This window comes from Micromonospora sp. NPDC003197, assembly GCF_053590565.1.
In genome coordinates this window covers 1-17509 of sequence record NZ_JBSFTE010000035.1, presented here as the reverse complement: position 1 = coordinate 17509, position 17509 = coordinate 1, and the positions used below count along the sequence as shown (strand labels likewise).

The 17509-nt window shown below is 69.5% G+C and carries 17 protein-coding genes and 1 pseudogene; 8 read left to right on the top strand and 10 right to left on the bottom strand.

What is annotated here, in order from left to right; genetic code table 11:
• Positions 1–11: 11 nt before the first annotated feature.
• Together ACWDV4_RS27655 and ACWDV4_RS27650 are read right to left on the bottom strand one after the other, a co-directional pair.
• Positions 12–335, bottom strand: a complete 324-nt coding sequence (locus ACWDV4_RS27655) for a hypothetical protein (RefSeq protein ID WP_449984536.1) — start codon at positions 333–335, stop codon at positions 12–14.
• A gap of 153 nt (positions 336–488) precedes the next feature.
• A pseudogene (locus tag ACWDV4_RS27650) lies at positions 489–728 on the bottom strand (ArsR/SmtB family transcription factor); the annotation flags it as partial.
• A 173-nt stretch (positions 729–901) separates the two neighbouring features.
• Here ACWDV4_RS27650 and ACWDV4_RS27645 point away from each other — a divergent pair.
• Both ACWDV4_RS27645 and ACWDV4_RS27640 read left to right on the top strand, forming a co-directional pair.
• Positions 902–1120, top strand: coding sequence for a hypothetical protein (locus ACWDV4_RS27645; protein ID WP_449984534.1), 219 nt, complete (start codon positions 902–904; stop codon positions 1118–1120).
• Between the two features lie 92 nt (positions 1121–1212).
• Complete coding sequence (locus ACWDV4_RS27640; protein ID WP_449984532.1) at positions 1213–2124, top strand: hypothetical protein; 912 nt, start codon at positions 1213–1215, stop codon at positions 2122–2124.
• An 87-nt stretch (positions 2125–2211) separates the two neighbouring features.
• On the opposite strand, the gene ACWDV4_RS27635 is transcribed toward ACWDV4_RS27640, so the two are convergent.
• Genes ACWDV4_RS27635 through ACWDV4_RS27625 form a run of 3 tightly spaced genes read right to left on the bottom strand, consistent with a single transcriptional unit; the run spans position 2212 to position 4995 of the window.
• Positions 2212–3141: an ABC transporter permease gene (locus ACWDV4_RS27635; RefSeq protein WP_449984529.1), complete on the bottom strand. Its 930-nt coding sequence runs from the start codon at positions 3139–3141 to the stop codon at positions 2212–2214.
• A complete protein-coding gene (locus ACWDV4_RS27630) occupies positions 3131–3940 on the bottom strand; it encodes an ABC transporter ATP-binding protein (protein ID WP_449984527.1) in 810 nt (269 codons plus the stop codon). The genes ACWDV4_RS27635 and ACWDV4_RS27630 overlap by 11 nt, the downstream gene beginning before the upstream one ends.
• Complete coding sequence (locus ACWDV4_RS27625; RefSeq protein ID WP_449984524.1) at positions 3937–4995, bottom strand: ABC transporter substrate-binding protein; 1059 nt, start codon at positions 4993–4995, stop codon at positions 3937–3939. The genes ACWDV4_RS27630 and ACWDV4_RS27625 overlap by 4 nt, the downstream gene beginning before the upstream one ends.
• A gap of 150 nt (positions 4996–5145) precedes the next feature.
• On the opposite strand from ACWDV4_RS27625, the gene ACWDV4_RS27620 reads away from it, so the two are divergent.
• Genes ACWDV4_RS27620 through nudC form a run of 3 tightly spaced genes read left to right on the top strand, consistent with a single transcriptional unit; the run spans position 5146 to position 8763 of the window.
• A complete protein-coding gene (locus ACWDV4_RS27620) occupies positions 5146–6456 on the top strand; it encodes a M16 family metallopeptidase (RefSeq protein ID WP_449984521.1) in 1311 nt (436 codons plus the stop codon).
• Complete coding sequence (locus ACWDV4_RS27615) at positions 6453–7778, top strand: M16 family metallopeptidase (RefSeq protein WP_449984518.1); 1326 nt, start codon at positions 6453–6455, stop codon at positions 7776–7778. The genes ACWDV4_RS27620 and ACWDV4_RS27615 overlap by 4 nt, the downstream gene beginning before the upstream one ends.
• A gap of 25 nt (positions 7779–7803) precedes the next feature.
• On the top strand, positions 7804–8763 hold the full coding sequence (gene nudC, locus ACWDV4_RS27610) for an NAD(+) diphosphatase (RefSeq protein ID WP_449984516.1): 960 nt from the start codon (positions 7804–7806) through the stop codon (positions 8761–8763).
• Positions 8764–8962: 199 nt separating this feature from the next.
• Here nudC and ACWDV4_RS27605 read toward each other — a convergent pair whose 3' ends face one another.
• The 3 genes from ACWDV4_RS27605 to ACWDV4_RS27595 form a co-directional block, all read right to left on the bottom strand.
• Positions 8963–9247 carry a hypothetical protein gene (locus ACWDV4_RS27605; RefSeq protein WP_449984514.1) on the bottom strand — a complete coding sequence of 95 codons (285 nt, stop codon included), beginning with the start codon at positions 9245–9247 and terminating at the stop codon, positions 8963–8965.
• A gap of 275 nt (positions 9248–9522) precedes the next feature.
• Positions 9523–10491 carry a helix-turn-helix domain-containing protein gene (locus ACWDV4_RS27600; protein WP_449984627.1) on the bottom strand — a complete coding sequence of 323 codons (969 nt, stop codon included), beginning with the start codon at positions 10489–10491 and terminating at the stop codon, positions 9523–9525.
• Positions 10492–10873: 382 nt separating this feature from the next.
• Complete coding sequence (locus tag ACWDV4_RS27595) at positions 10874–11122, bottom strand: mycoredoxin (RefSeq protein ID WP_449984511.1); 249 nt, start codon at positions 11120–11122, stop codon at positions 10874–10876.
• Between the two features lie 75 nt (positions 11123–11197).
• Here ACWDV4_RS27595 and ACWDV4_RS27590 point away from each other — a divergent pair, with 75 nt between their 5' ends.
• The 3 genes from ACWDV4_RS27590 (at position 11198) to ACWDV4_RS27580 (ending at position 14223) form a co-directional block, all read left to right on the top strand.
• Positions 11198–13348 carry an ATP-dependent DNA helicase UvrD2 gene (locus ACWDV4_RS27590; RefSeq protein WP_449984508.1) on the top strand — a complete coding sequence of 717 codons (2151 nt, stop codon included), beginning with the start codon at positions 11198–11200 and terminating at the stop codon, positions 13346–13348.
• 123 nt (positions 13349–13471) lie between these two features.
• Complete coding sequence (locus tag ACWDV4_RS27585) at positions 13472–13729, top strand: hypothetical protein (RefSeq protein ID WP_449984624.1); 258 nt, start codon at positions 13472–13474, stop codon at positions 13727–13729.
• 128 nt (positions 13730–13857) lie between these two features.
• Positions 13858–14223: a WhiB family transcriptional regulator gene (locus ACWDV4_RS27580; RefSeq protein WP_449984505.1), complete on the top strand. Its 366-nt coding sequence runs from the start codon at positions 13858–13860 to the stop codon at positions 14221–14223.
• 373 nt (positions 14224–14596) lie between these two features.
• On the opposite strand, the gene ACWDV4_RS27575 is transcribed toward ACWDV4_RS27580, so the two are convergent.
• Both ACWDV4_RS27575 and ACWDV4_RS27570 read right to left on the bottom strand, forming a co-directional pair.
• On the bottom strand, positions 14597–15964 hold the full coding sequence (locus ACWDV4_RS27575; protein ID WP_449984502.1) for an ABC1 kinase family protein: 1368 nt from the start codon (positions 15962–15964) through the stop codon (positions 14597–14599).
• 113 nt (positions 15965–16077) lie between these two features.
• Entirely contained in the window at positions 16078–17169 is a 1092-nt protein-coding gene (locus tag ACWDV4_RS27570) for a hypothetical protein (protein ID WP_449984499.1), read from the bottom strand.
• Positions 17170–17509: the final 340 nt, after the last annotated feature.

Below are 17509 nucleotides of genomic sequence, written 5' to 3'. Positions count from 1 at the left end.
CGACCTGTGGCTCAACCGATCTGGCTGAGCAACTTTTCCAGCGCGGCCAGGCGCTGATTGACCGTTGCCAGTTCGGTGCGGGTGTTCTTCAGCTCGGTGCGTACGCCCTGAAGTTCGGCCACGGTGGTCTGCGTACCGTCGGCGAACTTCGTTTCGGCGGCGACGGCCTGCTCGGCGAGCACGCGGTACTGCGTCTCCCGGGCGGCGTCGTACCGGGTCCGGTAGACGCGCAGACCCACGAACGCGACGATGCCGACCAGCGCGACCAGCATCACCATCGAGCCGATGGAGGCCGTCTGCGCGAGGTCAAACGCGATGACAGGTGTGGTGACCACTTACTTCCCTTTCTTTTCGGGGCTTTCGGTGCTCAGGGTCCGTACGGCTTCGGCGATGGCCTCCGGGGTGAGTGCCATCGCGAAGGGCACCACCTCGAAGTACTTCACCGAGCTGCCGTCCCGGGCCGTCTCCAACGTGCCGCTGACCAGGCCGGCGGCCTCAAGGCGCTGGAGGTGCATGTAGAGCAGCGGGCGGTTCATCTGGAGCTGTCTGGCAAGTTCGCTGACGTAGTTCCGACCAGGGGTGAGCGCGGCGATGATCCGTAGCCGATGCGGGCTGGCCAGGGCGGCCAGGGCCCGCAGCAGTTCGTCCCCCGACAGCACTGAGTCGTCGGCAGGTCCTGAGTCGTCCGACAGTCCTGAGTCGCCGGGTGGGCCCGCGTCATCGTTCATGCCGTTCCATGTCCTCCCTGGGTGTCATATATAGCTGACACCCCTGTCAGATCAGACTGACACCCGGTCTATCGCGAAGTCAAGTCGGATCGACGACTGTGCCGGGACGGGCGGCCCGCGAGCCTGTTCCCCTAGGGAAAGCCCGGCGTCCCAGGAAGTCTGGAGAGGTAGCCATGGTCGGTGAGGCGGTGCGTGAACTCCTCGTGGTGCTCGCGCTCGCCCTCGTCGGGCTCCTTCTCGCCCTGCTCGCCGCGTTCACCCCGTGGTACGACGCAGCCACCTCGACCGACCTGCCAGTGGTGGTCGAGATGCACGCGCCAAATCGGTCCCCAGCGCCGGTACGGCCGATGGAACGGTCCGGATCCGACCTGACCGCCTTCCCGGGTGGCTGACCCGAGTCGACGTGACCGCCTTCCCGGGTGGCTGACCCGAGCCAAGGATCCGTTGGCATCGGGGCGGCCGCCGGTGGTGTTCACTAGAGGGGATGGCTTCCACCACGACCCCGCCCCCCGAGCCCGGACCGAGGTCTGGGCCGAACTGGTCGGCGGGCATGGTCACCCGGCTCGGGGCACCGTTGGTGACCGCCCGCCCTGACGTCACTCCACCGGCACTCGGCGCTGCTTCACCGGCACCCGAGCAGCGGAACCGGCAGCGGCGTCGACTGTGGTGGTTCGGTGGTGCGGCCGTAGCCGTGTTGGCGATCGGACTGGCGGTCGTCCTCACGATGGTGCTCTCCGGCGATCCCCGGATCCTCGGCGGCGACTACGAGGCACCGCCCGACAACCGACCCCAGCTGGCCCGGATGTGCCCCCCGCCCGCCGCGCCCCCAACGAAGACCAACCCGGAGCCGGTCGATCCCGGTCCGCCGCCGTCTGGGGCCCGGACCGTCGACCAGGAGGCTGGGATTTCGTACGCCGCCCTCGGCGCGCCCTGGCAACCGTGGGACGTGCTGTGGAACGCGGGAGCGCTGGAGGTGCCGTACAAGGTCGGGCAGCACTTCGTCACCGAGCCGGCGTACAACGGCATCAGCGACTACCACGCCTCGGTCCTGTCCGCTGCGGTGCCGGCCGCCGACAACGACGCGCTGATGCTCGACATCGAGTGTGTCGGCCGGCGGGTCGCCGACGACGTACGCGCCGAGTACTACCCGCAGCCGAACCGGATGGAGTCGATCCGGGACGAGCGGGCCACGATCGGCGGTCGACCCGCGTGGGTGACGGTGTTCCGGCTGCACTTCAGCCAGCCGGGGCTGCGGGCCACCGACGAGTTGGCGGCGGTGGCCTGCATCGACGTCGGCCGGCCGACCGCAGCCATCCTCTATATCTCGATCCCGGGCACCCATCGGGAGTACGACCCGGTGGTCGACCAGGTGCTGACCTCGGTACGGGTGCTCTAAGCCCGACGAGTTGGGCAGATCTTGGTGGATTCTGGCCCTTCGAGGGACCACTTTTCACCAAGATCTGCACATGATTGCAGGCCTGCCTCAGTCGGCCGTGCTGTCCAGCACCCCCCAACGTCGGCGGATGGCCCGGTCGGCCGCGCCGAACGCCGTGTCCACCAGCAGTCCCACCAACAGGATCACGATCATGATCGCGATCAGCCGCTCGGCATCGGACAGTTCCCGGGCATAGGTGAGTTGCGCGCCGATCGAGGTCTTCGTCGCGATGACCACCAGCAGTTCGCCGGCCATCAGGCTGCGCCAGGCGAACGCCCAGCCCTGCTTGAGTCCGGCCACGATCGCCGGCAACGCGGCCGGCGCGATGACGTACCGGTAGAGGTTGACGCCCCGGGCCCCCAGGTTGCGGCCGGCCCGCAGCAGCAGGGGCGGTACGTAGTCGACCCCGTGGATGACGCCGTTGGCGATCGACGGTGCCGCGCCGAGCACCACCACGAAGAAGATCGCCTGCTCGCTGAGCTGGAACAACAGGATCGCCAGGGGGAACCAGGCGATCGACGGCATGGTCTGCAAGGCCGTGATCATGGAGCCGAGGGCGGCGCGTAGCACCCGTACCCGGGCCACCGCCAAGCCGAGAAGCAGACCCACCGCCACGGCTGCGGCGAAACCCACGGCGGCTCGCCGGCCGGTGGTCGCCAGACCGTTCCAGAGCGCCGGGTCGACCAGGTAACCGCCCAGGTCCCGGCCGACCGTCACCGGGCCGGGCAGGGCGTACTCGGGTTTCCAACCGCTCCAGACCACCACCTGCCAGGCAAGCACCGCCAGGCCGAGGGCGGTGAGCTTGGGCCAGGTCGAGGCCCAGAGCAGTCGGGCCCGGGAGGTGGTCTTTTCCCGACTGGCGATCTCCAGGGCGTCGAGCCCGGAGATGGTTTCCCGGCCGACTCCCCGGGTGACAGCATCGGCTCCCCGGGCGGCGGCGTCGGCAGTCGCGGTGGTGACAACGGTGTCACTGGCCATGGCGGCCCACCTCCGTACGCAGTCGGTCGGTGACCTCGGCAGCGATGGCCGCGATCTCGGGGGAGTCGATCCGGCGTGGCCGGGGCACGTCGACCCGGGTCTCGTGGATGATCCGGCCGGGGCGGCTGGAGAGCAGCACGATCCGGTCGGCGAGCCGGGCCGCCTCCCGTACGTTGTGGGTGACGAAGAGGACGGTCAGCCGCTGCTGTGACCAGATCCGTTCCAGCTCGTCGTGCAGCAGGTCACGGGTCATCGCGTCCAGCGCCCCGAACGGCTCGTCCATCAGCAGCACCGGGGTGTCCAGGGCGAGCGTGCGGGCCAACGCCACCCGTTGCCGCATGCCGCCGGAGAGTTCGTGCGGTCGGTGCCGGCCGAATCCGGTCAGGTGGACCGTCTCCAGCAGTTCGGCGACCCGGGCCCGGCGGTCGGCGCGGGCCAGGCCGCGCAGCTTCAGCGGCACCTCGATGTTGGCTGTCACGGTGAGCCAGGGGAAGAGCGCCGGTTCCTGGAACATGAACCCGGGCCGGATTCCGTCCGCCGTCGAAGCCGGAGAACCGTTGGGCCGGCTGGCGAGGCGTACCGCCCCGGAGGTCACCTGGTCGAGTCCGGCGATCAGGTTGAGCAGGGTGCTCTTGCCGCAGCCGGAGGCCCCGACCAGGCAGACGAACTCGCCAGCCCGGACGTCGAGGTCCACCCCGTCCAGGGCCAGTACGGCGTTGTCGCCCCGGCCGTACACCTTGGTCACGCCGGAGAGCGCGACGGCGCTGGTCCCGCTCTCCGGTGCGGTACGGGTGGTCATGGCGCGGGAACCTCGGGCTTGCCCTGGGCCTTGAGTGCCTCGTTGAGGTAGCTCAGGTCGTACAGGCCGGTGAGGTCGACCGGTTGGGTCAACTCGACGGCGACCGCGTGGTCCAGTCCGGTCTTGAGTGAGGACGCGATCGGATCGTTGAGGAACTCCAACGTGGTCCATGACTGCTTGATGAGCGCGAGGTCGAGCGGCTTGCCGGTGATCTTTCCGAGGTGGTCGGAGATCGCCTGCTGTGCCTCGTTGGGCCGGCTGTTGACGTACTCGTTGGCGGCCACCTGGCCCTCGACGAGCTTGCGGACCACGTCCGGGTGGGCCTTGAGGAACTTGGTGCTGACGATCAGGTTGGTGATGACGAACCGCTTGTCCGGCCACAGGTCCCGCTCGTCGACCAGCACCTTGCCGCCGGCGTTGACCAGTCGGGAGACGAACGGTTCGGGAACCCAGGCGCCGTCGATGGCACCGGTGCCGAAGGTCTCCACGGTCTGGGCGTTCTCCTGCGGCACGATCTGTACGTCGCCGCCGCCCTCCTTGGTGGTCTTGAGTCCCTTCTCTTTGAGCCAGTAGCGGATGGCCACGTCCTGGGTGTTGCCCAGCTGTGGGGTGGCGATCTTCTTGCCGCGCAGGTCCTCGACGCTGGCGATACCGGGCTTGACGACCAGGGCCACTCCGCCGGAGGCGGCACCGGAGATGACGCGTACGGCGTCTCCCTTGGACTTGGAGTGGGCGTTGACCGTCGGGTTCGGGCCGATGTAGGTGGCGTCCAACGCGCCGGAGAAGATCGCCTCGATGGCGGCCGGGCCGGCGTTGAAGGTCTTGGTGTCGAGCTTGACGTCGGTGCCGAGTTTCTCGGCGAAGATGCCGCGTTCCACGCCGACCACGGCGGGGGCGTGGGTGATGTTCGGAAAGTAGCCGAGGCGGAGGGTGACCGGGCCGCCGTCGGCGGTCGCGCTGTCGTCGCTGCCGCACCCGGTGGTGCCGAGCGTCGCGACGGCCACGGCCGCGATGGCGGCCAGGGTGCCGAGTCGGCGGTACGGGAGACGTCTCATCGCGCCGTCCAATCCATAGTTTTCCTACTTAGTTGATAGGAAGAGTGGGTTGGTTGGCGGACGTTGGTCAAGGGGCCATCCACATCCTGGGAAGTCTGGCAAACCACCCGGGGTCCATTGATCGGTGCGCGGACGCGCTAGGGTCGGTGCGTGGCGGCGCGGAGATCGAGAATTCCAGCGACGAAATATCCGGTCGAGCGGTTCACCCTCGACAACGGCCTGCGGGTGGTGCTCACCCCCGACCGCAGTGCCCCGGTGATCGGGGTCGCGGTCGTCTACGACGTGGGCATCCGATCCGAACCGGAGGGGCGAACCGGCTTCGCGCACCTCTTCGAGCACCTGATGTTCCAGGGCTCGGAGAGCCTGGAGAAGCTGGCGCACTTCCGGCACGTGCAGGGGGCCGGCGGCACCTTCAACGGCTCCACCCACCTGGACTACACCGACTACTACGAGACGTTGCCCAGCAACGCCCTCGAACGCGCGCTCTTCCTCGAAGCGGACCGGATGCGTGGCCCCCGACTGACCGAGGAGAACCTGCGTAACCAGGTCGACGTGGTCAAGGAGGAGATCCGGGTCAACGTGCTCAACCGCCCGTACGGTGGCTTCCCCTGGTTGAAGCTGCCGCCGGTCATGTTCGACACGTTCCCCAACGCCCACGACGGCTACGGGTCCTTCGACGACCTGGAGAGCGCCACCGTCGCCGACGCGGCCGACTTCTTCGACCGGTACTACGCCTGCGGCAACGCCGTCCTCGCGGTCAGCGGAGACCTGGACGTCGCCGAGGCGACCGAGCTGATCAAGCGGCACTTCGGTGACGTGCCGGCCCGACCCGCCCCGACCCGCCCCGACTTCGCCGAGCCGGACCTCACCGCCGAGCGGCGCGAGTCGTACGTCGACCGGCTGGCCCCGCTGCCCGCCGTGGCCAGCGGCTGGCGGGTGCCGGATCCGATCAGCAACTTCGCCGACTACCTGCCCTATGTGGTGCTCGCCGAGGTGCTGACCGACGGGGACGCCTCTCGGCTCGTCGAGCGGCTGGTGCTGCGCGACCGTACGGTCACCAGCGTCGGCGGTTACCTCGGCTTCATGGGCGACCCGTTCGACGTACGGGACCCCACCGTGCTGCTGCTCCAGGCGCATCTGCCGCCCGGCGGCGACGTGGACAAGGTGCTGCGTACCGTCGACGAGGAACTCGACCGGCTGGCCAGCGACGGGCTGGCCGACGGCGAACTCGCCCGTACCCAGGCCCGGATGGCCACCCACCTGCTGCGGGACACCGATGCGGTGCTCGGTCGGGCGTTGCAGATGGCCGTCCTCGAACAGCAGCGCGGCGAGCCGGGGCTGCTCAACGAACTGCCCCAGCTGATCGGTGAGGTCACCGAGGAGCAGGTCCGTACGGCGGCCGCGGCCCTGCGGCCGCAGCGTCGGGCATCGGTCGAGGTCGTTCCCGGAGGTGGCAAATGACGGTACGCACGCTGCCCGCCCTCGGGCCGAACCGCAAGCTCAAGGTGCCCACCGAGGTGGAGCGGACGCTGCCCAACGGGTTGACGGTGATCGCCATCCGGCGACCGGCCGTACCCCTGGTCGAGTTGCGGCTCTGGCTGCCGTTCGGGCCGGGACACCTGGCCCGCAGCGTGATGCTGTCGCAGACCCTGCTTGCCGGCACCGACACCATGTCCAGCGTAGAGATCGCCGCCGAGTTGCAGGCGGTGGGTGGCGGCCTGTCCGCCGGGCTCGACCCGGATCGGCTGATGGTCGCCGGTAACGGCCTGGCCACCGGCCTTGACCGGATCCTGGAACTGCTCGCCGGGGTGCTGACCGGCGCGGCGTACCCCTCCGACGAGGTGGAGATCGAGCAGGACCGGCTCATCGACCACATCCAGGTGGCCCAGAGCCAGCCGGCCCATCTGGCCCGGGAGGCGCTGCTCAAGCGGATGTACGGCACGCACCCGTACGCCGAACAGACCCCGGAGCCGGAGCAGGTACGCGCCGTCCGCCCGGCCGACCTGCGCAAGCTGCACGCCGAGCGGGTACACCCGAACGGGGCGGTTCTGCTGCTCGTCGGCGACCTCAACCCGGAGCGGGCGATCGACGCCGCCGAGCAGGCACTGGGCGGCTGGGACACCACCGGTCGTGCGACCGAGCTGCCGCCGACGCCGCCGCTGACGCCGGGACCGTTGCTCCTGGTGGACCGGCCCGGCTCGGTGCAGTCGTCGATGCGGCTGGCGCTGCCGGCGGTGCCGCGTACCCACCCCGACCACGCGGCCCTGCAACTGGCCAACCTGATCTTCGGTGGCTACTTCTCCTCCCGCTGGGTGGAGAACATCCGCGAGGACAAGGGCTACACCTACGGTCCGCACTCGATGGTCGAGCACTCGGTGGCCGGTTCCGCGCTGGTCATCGCCGCCGAGGTGGCCACCGAGGTGACCGGGCCGGCCCTGCTGGAGACGACCTACGAACTCGGTCGGTTGGCCTCGCTGCCACCGAAGGAGGACGAGCTGGAGCAGGCCCGGCAGTACGCCTTGGGCACCCTGCAACTGGGTATGTCCACCCAGGCGGGGCTGGCGGCGGTAGCCAGCGCGTATGCCGGGGTCGGGCTGCGACTGGACTTCCTCGCCAAGCACGCCGAGCGGCTGGCCAAGGCTACCCGGGACGACGTGGCGCGGGCCGCCGCGACCTACCTCGCGCCGGCGCGGGCGGTCACCGTCGTACTCGGGGACGCCGAGCGGATCGAGCCGTCGTTGGCGGTCCTGACCCCGATCGAACGGGCGGCCCTGCCATCGTGACGGTCGGACGGGCGGCCACGCCGTCATGACGGGAGAGCGGGCCAGCCTGCCGCTGGCCCGTCCGACCCTCGATCGGGCCGCACATCGGCGAACCGACGAGCAGTGGCTGGCCGCCGCCTGGCAGCGGGCTCGGGTGCTGGTGGTGGACACGGCGGGCGGTGGTCGGGCTCTGGTCACCACAGCGGAGGGCAGCCCGGAGCTGGTGCTGGTGGACGCCGGTGCCGTCGGCGCCCGGGACCCAGGGGATCGGATGTTTCTCGGGGTGGCGTCCGACGGCACTCCGGTGTTCGCGATCGACGCCCCACTGCCGACCGGGCCGGAGACCCGGGCGGTGACGTTGCGCGAGGTCGGACACCTGCTGTCCGACTGGGATGCCGGGTTGCTCGCCACCGGGGTGGCGCTGGCCAACTGGCATCTGCGGCATGCGTACTCGGCCGACACCGGGTTGCCCACGGTGGCCGGTGAGGGTGGCTGGTCGCGGACGGATGATGCGGGCGGGCAGACGTGGCCGCGTACCGACCCGGCCATGATCGTCCTGGTGCACGACGGGGTCGACGGGCCGGCCGGACAATGCCTGCTCGGCAACAACACTGCCTGGGCCGACCGGGACGGGGTTCGCCGCTTCTCCTGCCTGGCGGGTTACGTCGAGCCGGGCGAGTCGGCGGAGGCGGCGGTGGTCCGCGAGGTCGGGGAGGAGGTCGGCCTCCCCCTCGACCAAAAACGGATCCGGTACGTCGGCAGCCAGGCCTGGCCGTACCCCGGCTCGCTGATGTTGGGGTTTCTGGCCCGGGCCGAGGCGGACCAGCCGCTCCGGCTCGATCCGGCAGAGATCTCCCAGGCGCGGTGGTTCACCCGGCGGGAGATCGCCGCAGTGCTGGCTGCCGAGCCGGTCGATGCCGGCGACGGTCTGCGGGTCGGCCTGCCGACGCCCGCGTCGATTGCGTACTTCCTGCTTCAGCGCTGGCTCGACGAAGCCGCCGGTTGAGCCCGGTCTCCGGCCCGCCGGTCGTCGGTAGCGAAAGGTGCCCTGGCCCACTGAGGTGTTTTTGGTGCGTTCTGGAGATGTCTTGGTCCGTGATCGCCGTTGCCGCGACGATCACGGACCAAGATCTCAGGCCGTCGGGGCCGGATTGCGACATGCGCGGATGCGCGGCGGGGGAGCCGGTCCGGCCGACGACGGTCGTCTAGGCGGGGGTGTCCTTCTCTCGATCCCACCGCCGGTTTAGTGCGGCGGTGGGATCGGGCAGGGGTAACACCTTGACCCGCTGGCGTCCAGAGCGCACCGCGCCGACTGTGGACAGCGCGCGGGCCAGCAGCAGCGCGGCGTCTCGATCTTCCGCGTGGACGGTTTGCCGGCGTAGCTCGGGGCTGGTCTTTTCGTCACGAAGCCGTCGGCCGCCGGTCCAGGCGGCGGTCAGATCGCCTTCAGCTGCGGCGCGGATCTCGGTGCGAACGATTAGAAACCGCATGGCTGTCTCCGGATAAACCGTGACGGATAATGATCATGCGACTACGTGCTGTGGTTGCCGCGTGGAAGTTCCACGGCTGTTCTCTCCGTCATGTTACGCAGCGTTCCGGAGTCGGCAAGTCAAACTCCACGATCGGATTTTTACCTTGTCCGTTCGGATGATGCCTGGTCAATGGCCAAATGCCAGCCATATGCAGGAAGGCTGCCAGCCCCAGACTGGGGCTGGCAGCCTTCCTGTGGACCGGTTGGTCCGTGGCGCACCGTGATCGTTGAGTGTTACTGCTCCGCCAAGCTGTCGCCGCTACGCCGGCTACGTTGGGTGGGTGGTTTGGTTCGCTGGCCCAGCACCAATGTGGATCGGCTCGACCGAGTGGACAGCTCCTTCGCCTTCTCCGCCAGCCAGTCCTGGGTCTGTTCCGGCGTCAATGCCGCAGCCCGTAGCCAGTCGAAGGCCACGCTGTAGCGGTGCAGTTCCTCGTGGTCGGTCAGCAGTTGGTTGGTGGAGATGCCCTCGATGGCCAGGGTCTGCGGATCCTGCGGGTCGGCGAGGCGGTAGAGCGAGAACGCGGTATGGGCGAGGTACCACTCGGCGATGATCGCGTCCCGGAGGAGCACCTGGATGGTGACGTTGGGCAGTTCCGCGTCCTCACGCAGCTTCGCCAGCTGACCGCGGATCACCTCGGGTGGACCGGCCCGGCGGCCCAGCGCCGCCTCCTCCAGCACCGCGTGGTAGCGCGGCGGCTCGAACGACTGCCGCAGCAGGTCCTGCCGGGACTTCCGGGCCCTGACCTCGTTCTCCGGGGATTCCGTCTCGTTCTTCTCCGGCTTGTCGGAGATGCTGGTCAGCGGTCGCATCGACGTGATCCGGGTCATCGCGTACAGCTCGGTCTGGAGGAGGCCGGGCACGATCACCGGGCTGTACTCCCGGATCTCCGCACAACCGGACTCCAGCTCGGCATAGACCCGCTGGCTCTCGGTCATCGTCGGAAAGCGACGCAGCCAGCTCCGGATGTCGCCGGCTTCACGGGTGATGGCGGTCAGCTCCGCCCGGATTTCCTCGCTGGCGTCGTAGACGTCGAGCAACCTGAGGATGTCTTGTTCGTCGGGCCGGCTACGCGCATTCTCCAGCCGGGAGAGTTTCGAGGCCGAGGCCCAACCGGCGCGTTCGATCACCTGGTCGCCGGTCAGGCCGGCGGTCTCGCGGAGTTGCCGCAGTGCGGTACCGAGGCGTTTGCGTCGGGACATCGGGCTGGGCTGACCGCCCTGGCTGGCGGGCCCAGCGGCGGTGGATGGTGTGGTCGGGTCTGGCTGAGCTGGAGGCACGGGAAAACCTCTTCTCTCGATCGTGTCGGCCCCGGCGTCGCCCGGCACGGCGACGATCACCGTCCGGAATGCATCCCCCACGATCAGTATGCCCATCCTCGTTCCGAGCTCCGACCTGGGCCTCGGGCGTGTCCCAGGTGGAAATTGCCCGACAGTTGGCCGGATGGACGTCGGCACCGACCCGGTGGCGGGCATCCGGCCGGAGTTCGCAGTGCCGGAGCTTGGCCTGTCGGAGCTCGGAGCGCCGAAGTGTCGGAGTGCCGCAGGCCGACCCGGCCTGCGGTGCCCCGAACCGGCGGACGCGTCAGCCGGCGTTGGCGATGGCCGCCAACTGCTGCTTTACCTGCACGATCGACGGGTTGGTCAGGGCCGTGCCATCGGTGAAGACCACGGTCGGCACCGTCTGGTTACCGCCGTTGACGCTCATCACGAACTCGGCTGCGGCCGGATCCTGCTCGATGTCGATCACCGTGACCTCAATGTTCTCCCGATCGAGCTGCGACTTGAGCCGCGCGCAGTAGCCGCACCAGGGGGTGGAGTACATCGTCAGCATGATCAGGTCCTTCGCCTAGTTGATCTAATGGGCTAATGCCTGCAACGTCAGGAACGGCTGACATGATTCCTAGCTGTGGCGGTTGACTCAAGCGCGGAACGGGTGCTGGCCGGGCTGGACACCGAACAGCGGACGGCGGTGACGGCACCCGCCGGACCCGTGTGCATCCTGGCCGGTGCGGGCACCGGCAAGACCCGGGCGATCACCCATCGCATCGCCTACCGGGCGCTCTCCGGGGAGATCGCCGCCCGGCATGTGCTGGCCGTCACCTTCACCGCCCGAGCCGCCGCCGAGATGCGCAGCCGGCTCACCGACCTGGGCGTGGCCGGCGTACAGGCGCGTACCTTCCACGCAGCGGCGCTGCGGCAGGTGCGTTACTTCGCCCCCCGCCTCCTGCACGGCCGCGCCATGCCCGAGCTGCTGGACAGCAAGGTCCGGCTGGTCACCCTGGCCGCCGCCCGGGCCGGCTTGCGTACCGACCGGGCCGCCGCCCGGGACCTGGCCGGCGAAATCGAGTGGGCCAAGTCCTCCCTGGTCGAGCCGGACGAGTACGTCGTGGCGGCGGCCAAGGCACTACGGGAAACCCCGCACGAACCGGCCCGGGTCGCCGAGGTCTTCACCGCCTATGAGCGGATCAAGCGCAGCAACGGGGTCATCGACTTCGAGGACATGCTGCGGGCCGCGGTGTGGGGCATCGAGGACCACCCGGACGTCGCCGAGCAGATCCGGTCGCAGTACCGACACTTCGTCGTGGACGAGTACCAGGACGTCAACCCGTTGCAGCAGCGGCTGCTGGACGCCTGGCTGGGCGGCCGGGACGACCTGACCGTGGTCGGCGACGCCAGCCAGACCATCTACTCGTTCACCGGGGCGACCTCGACGTACCTGATCGACTTTCCCCGGCAACGGCGGGACACGCTGGTGGTCCGCCTGGTCCGGGACTACCGGTCCACGCCCCAGGTGGTCGGCCTGGCCAACGCGGTAATCCAGCAGGCCCGAGGGGCGGAGTCGCGGTTACGGCTGGAACTGGTCGGACAGCGGCCACCCGGCCCCGAGCCGGATGTGCGGATCTTCACCGACGAACCGGCCGAGGCTGCGGCAGTCGCGACCCGCTGTCGACAACTGATCGACGGGGGCACTCCGGCCCGCGAGATCGCCGTGCTGTTCCGGACCAACGCGCAGTCCGAGGCGTACGAGAAGGCCCTCGCCGAGGCCGAGGTGCCGTACGTCGTACAGGGGGCGGAACGGTTCTTCGAGCGGACCGAGGTACGCCAGGCCGTGGTGGCGCTGCGGGCCGCCATCCGGTCCACCCCGAGTGAGACTCCGCTGGTCCAGGCGGTGGTGGACGCGCTCGCGGCGGTTGGCTGGGCCCCGGGCCAACCCCCGCCGGGCGGGGCGGCCCGGGAACGCTGGGAGGCGCTGGCCGCCCTGGTCCAACTCGCCGAGGAATACGCCGCCACACCAGCCATTGCCACCGCCAGCGCGGAACGGGCCGCGTCGTTGGCCGACTTCTGCGAGGAGTTGCAGCGGCGGGCCGCCCAGCAGCACGCACCAACCGTCGAGGGCGTCACCCTGGCCTCCCTGCACTCGGCGAAGGGGCTCGAGTGGGACGCGGTGTTCCTGGTCGGGCTCGCCGACGGCACGCTGCCGACCACGTACGCGAAGACGGCTGAGCAGATTGAGGAGGAGCGCCGGCTGCTCTACGTCGGGGTGACCCGGGCCCGGGAATGGCTCTGGCTGTCGTACGCCTCGGCCCGCTCGCCAGGTGGTCGGGCCCGCCGCCCGTGCCGGTTCCTGCCGCAGCTGGATCGCTCCGGCGGCGAGCGGCCGGCGGGCGGGGCCGGCGGCAGTCGGAAATCCGACCGTCGGCGGATCCAGGTGGTCTCCTGCCGGGTGTGTGGCGCGACCCTGATGGCCGGTGCCGACCGCAAGCTCGGCCGCTGCCCGACCTGCCCCTCCGACCTGGACGAGGAGCTGTACGAGCGGTTACGCGAGTGGCGGATCCGGGTCGCCGGTGAGCAGAAGGTTCCTGCCTACGTGGTCTTTACCGACGCGACCCTGACGGCGTTGGCCGAGCGGCGGCCGAGCCGGGACGAGGAACTGCTGGCAATCGGCGGGATCGGCCCTCGGAAGCTGGGGTTGTACGGTGCCGCCGTACTCGCGCTGGTCGATGGCGCGGCGGTGGATGAGGTAGTTCCGGAAAAAAGTTCCGCAACGGAGCCGTAAAACCGTTTGCCCTCGCGGTGGTATCAGGCATAGCCTCATGACGCACCTCGCGAGTGGCGGCATTGACGCTGCTCAGAGGGCACGACCGAGTAAATGACGAGCATTCGACAGGAGGTGGTCCCGGTGGAGATCTACATGAACACACTGCCGGTGGCGCTGCCTGCTGTCCAAGCTCCGAAGTCGGCTGTCCGAGTCTATCGGGCTGCCGAGGTCTTCTCGGCTTCGCAGGTGCACCAGGTTCAGGCTCAGTCCGAGCTGCTCCTGGCGGGTGCGCCAGCCGGAAACAAGGGGACCACTGGGTCCATGGGCAAAGGCATCCGCGTCAGCAACAAGCGGCGGACGGATGTTCGCGGTGTTCCACCTCGAGGTAGACCGGTCTGATTAGACCAACCGGCTCACCTTGAGGCCGCGGAACCCGCTACCGGGATCCGCGGCCTCAGTGTTTTACACCGCCAAGTACGTCGAAACAGCGATCCACAAGATCGAAGTGAGAGAGAGGTGACCGGGCGATGAGTCTGGCGTTGGCCACGCTCGACGTGAGCGTCGAGTTTGAGGCGAACCTGCCCTGCCGGAAGTTCGACCCTGACCTGTGGTTCTCCGACTCGCCGACCGAGCTGGAGCTGGCCAAGTCGCTCTGCGGGGACTGCCCGCTGCGCGTCGAGTGCCTGGCCGGTGCGGTCGATCGGGCCGAGCCATGGGGTGTCTGGGGCGGCGAGATCTTCGAGCGTGGCGCGGTCATTCCGCGCAAGCGGCCCCGTGGTCGCCCGCGCAAGGAGGATGTTGCCCGGGATGCCGTCCTGCGGGTCGAAGCCGAAGCGCGGCTGGCGGGTAACGAGCTTGCCGAATCGCGCAGCGCGGTCCGGCTGGCGGCCTGACATGAACCCGATCCGTTCCACCAACAGCGCCCCATTGGCGCTGATCAACGAGCTGAACACCGAGAATTTCACCCTGAGCGGAGCCGCGAAGATGTATTTACTCCACGAAGCGTTGTCCAAGACTCGAATGCGCCGGCCTCAGGCCGGTCGAATCACCACGAGCACTGAGGCAACCCGATCCGCCCGTACCGTCGCACTGGAAGGCCGCCGTCGCGCGGCCCGCGACCTGGGCATCCGATAACTGTCGCGCGGAAGCGGCAGTCCGGCATTCGAGGGCCGGTCGGGATGGCGATTTCATCGTCGCTCCGGCCGGCCCTCGGTCGTTTCCCGGTCGATGTCGGCGTTTCTGGGCGATGTCGACCGCCGTCCTCGATTAGACCGGGTGGGCGAAGCCAGGTAGCCAGCGTTCGAGGATCGACCGGTAGGGCGCCTTCGCGTCCAGTTGGCAGAGCACCCCGATCGAACCGAGGGTCACCCGGTGGATCAGCAGGTACGACGGCGGCAGGTTGAGCTGGCGGCTCAGCTGGTAGGCCGGTGACCTTGGACTGCCCAGTCGGGTGGCTTCGGCCCGCAACCAGGCTCGGGTGAAGCGGAAGTCGTCGACCGAGAGCGGCTCCAGCATCGGCAGTACGAAGTCGAGCACCGCTTGGGCGTCGATCGGGTCCTCGCCGATGAACCCCTCCTCCCGGAGCCCAGCCACCACGGCCTCGGCCTCCCCGGCGAGGGCCAGCCGAAGCAGCCGGCCGATCGGTTCGGGGGCACCCTCCGGGAGCCGGGCCACCCCGCCGAAGTCGAGGACTCCGAGCCGCCCGTCCGGCAGCAGTCGGAAGTTGCCCGGATGCGGGTCGGCATGCAGTAGCCCGGCCCGGGCGGGCGCGGAGAGATGCAGGGTGGCCATCAGATAGCCGGCCTGGTCGCGCTGGCTCTCCGTACCGTCTCGGATGATCTCCGACAGGGGGGTCCCCTCCACCCAGTCGGTGATCAGCACCCGGGGTGAGGCGGCGACCACCTCCGGGACGAAGATCTCTGGATCTCCGGCGTACGCGGCGGCGAAGCCGCGCTGCGACTCGGCCTCCAGCTCGTAGTCGAGTTCCTCGGCGATCCGTTCACGGAGCTCGACCAGGAGCGGCTTGATGTCCAGCCCGGGCTGGATGGCGCGGAACATGCCACCGAGCCGGGACAGCTGCTTGAGGTCGCTGAGGAGCGCGTCGCCCGCGCCGGGGTACTGAACCTTGACCGCCACCGGTCGCTGGACGGTCTTGCCCCGCCGTCGGGTGGTCGGTGTACCGGTGGCGTCGACCGGTGGCCCCTGCCAGATGGCACGGTGCACCTGGCCGATGCTGGCCGCCGCGGCTGGCGTGTCGTCGAATTCGGCGAAGTGGGACCGCCACTCTGGCCCCAACTGCTCGGCGAGCACCTTGTGCACGCTGGCGGCTGGTAGCGGAGGGGCCGCTTCCTGGAGTTTCGTCAACGCCTGCCGGTACGGCGCGGCGATCTCCTCCGGCAGCGCGGCCTCGAAGACGGACAGCGCCTGGCCGAACTTCATCGCGCCGCCCTTGAGCTGACCGAGCACGCTGAATAGTTGTTCGGCCGTGCGCTGTTGGATTTCGGCAGAGATCACTTCCGAGGCCAGGCCGGTGACTCGTTTGCCCATGCCGAGGACGGTGCGCCCGGCGAAGCCTAGCGGCAGTGCGGCGAGCTTGGCGGTCCGGGAGACGGCCCGGCGTGGGATGTCGGTCACCAGATCATTGTTACCGAATCCATCAGGCCCCCGCCGCCACGAACGGGTGGCCGGGGCCACGTCCGATGCTGGTGACAACATTCCTTGTCGCGACAGAACGGACATGTCGTGCGCTATCGCCGCCGACGAGCGCACCCGCAGGCCGGATGCGTTGGCCAGGCCCGCCGACGGAATCGACCCGGCGAATTGATTTCCACGGCGCCGCCGACCGTCTCTGGCGTCCCGCCGTCGAGGAAGGCGACGATCTCCCCGACGGCGAAACCGATCGCCGCGATCAGCGTCGAGGCGGCGCATGGCTCCGGAGAGGTGTCCCCGGCGAGCTGCGCGGCGAGTTCCGGCCAGGCCGGATCTCGGTCCTGACGGTGTAGGTCGAGGCAGTTCAAGCACGGTCCACCGGTAGCGGGCACCAGCGGCCCCACGACGGCTATCCCGTCCCGCAGCCCGAGGAGTAGATGCGCCTGTCGCCGCTGGGCGTACCCGGCGGCGAGCAGCCCAGCGGGACGGTCCGCGCCGACCTGCACCACCAGGCTGGCTCTTCCGCGCCGGATCGGGCGGGTGTCGGTGCCGGGGGCCACCCGGGCGATGGCGTCGGCAACCGCCTCGGCCCGGGGCCGGCGGATGTCGGAGGCGGACAGGCTGCTGGCTACCGCGTCCGGTGGCTCGACCAAGCCGGTGAGTTCAGGGCGGACATGTCCGACGCCGGCCTGGGCGAGGGCGACCGCCACCGGCGCGGCGAGCCGGCCCTGGCCGGTTACCACGACCCGGGCGGCGGCGCGTCGACGCAGCACCTGAGCTGGCGTGCCCGACGCCTCCGGTCCGTGCAGGGCGATCGCCACCGCCTCGGTGGCGAGACGCTGTCGGGCCGGCTCGGGCAGATCGTGGGGGAACAGGGTCGGAGCGCCGAGAACCAGCCCAGCGGCCCGCAACGTGTGGATCAGGGTGCGGGCGTCCTCCCGGGCGACCTGGATCTTCGCCGCGTGGTCGAGGATCGCGCGTTCGCTGTGCGCGCCGTCGAGTAGATCGAGCAGTCGTACCGTGTTGGGGTCCGCGACCTCCAGCAGTACCGCCCGGCCAGGGGCGATACCGAGTTGCAGGGTGTGCCGGTCGCGCCACAGCCGGGCCAGCCCGGGCAGGAGGGTCGGTCGGGGTATCGGCGGGGTCGAGGGGGAGGGAACCGGGGCGGTCGGGTGATTGGTTGCCGTCATGAGGCGACACGCTGTCACCGTCACTGTGCTGTTCGTGCCTCGTTGTCCACAGCCGGTCGGGGTATCACGGAGCCTTGTCCACAGGTTTCGGCGGGTTATCCACAACTCGTCGGTAGTTTTTGTCGGGGCTTGGACACCGTTTCCCGTGTCTCCATCGCGACACTGCTGCGGGAAAAGCCGACGACCGGCGTGGGCTGCTGTTGGTGGGCGTGGGCCGCTCTTGGTAGACGCGGCGCGCTGTTGGTGGGCGTGGGGCGCTCTTGGTAGACGCGGCGTGCTGTTGGTGGGCGTGGGCTGCGGTTGGCGGACGCGGGAAGGGGCGGCCGGCCGGCCGCCCCTT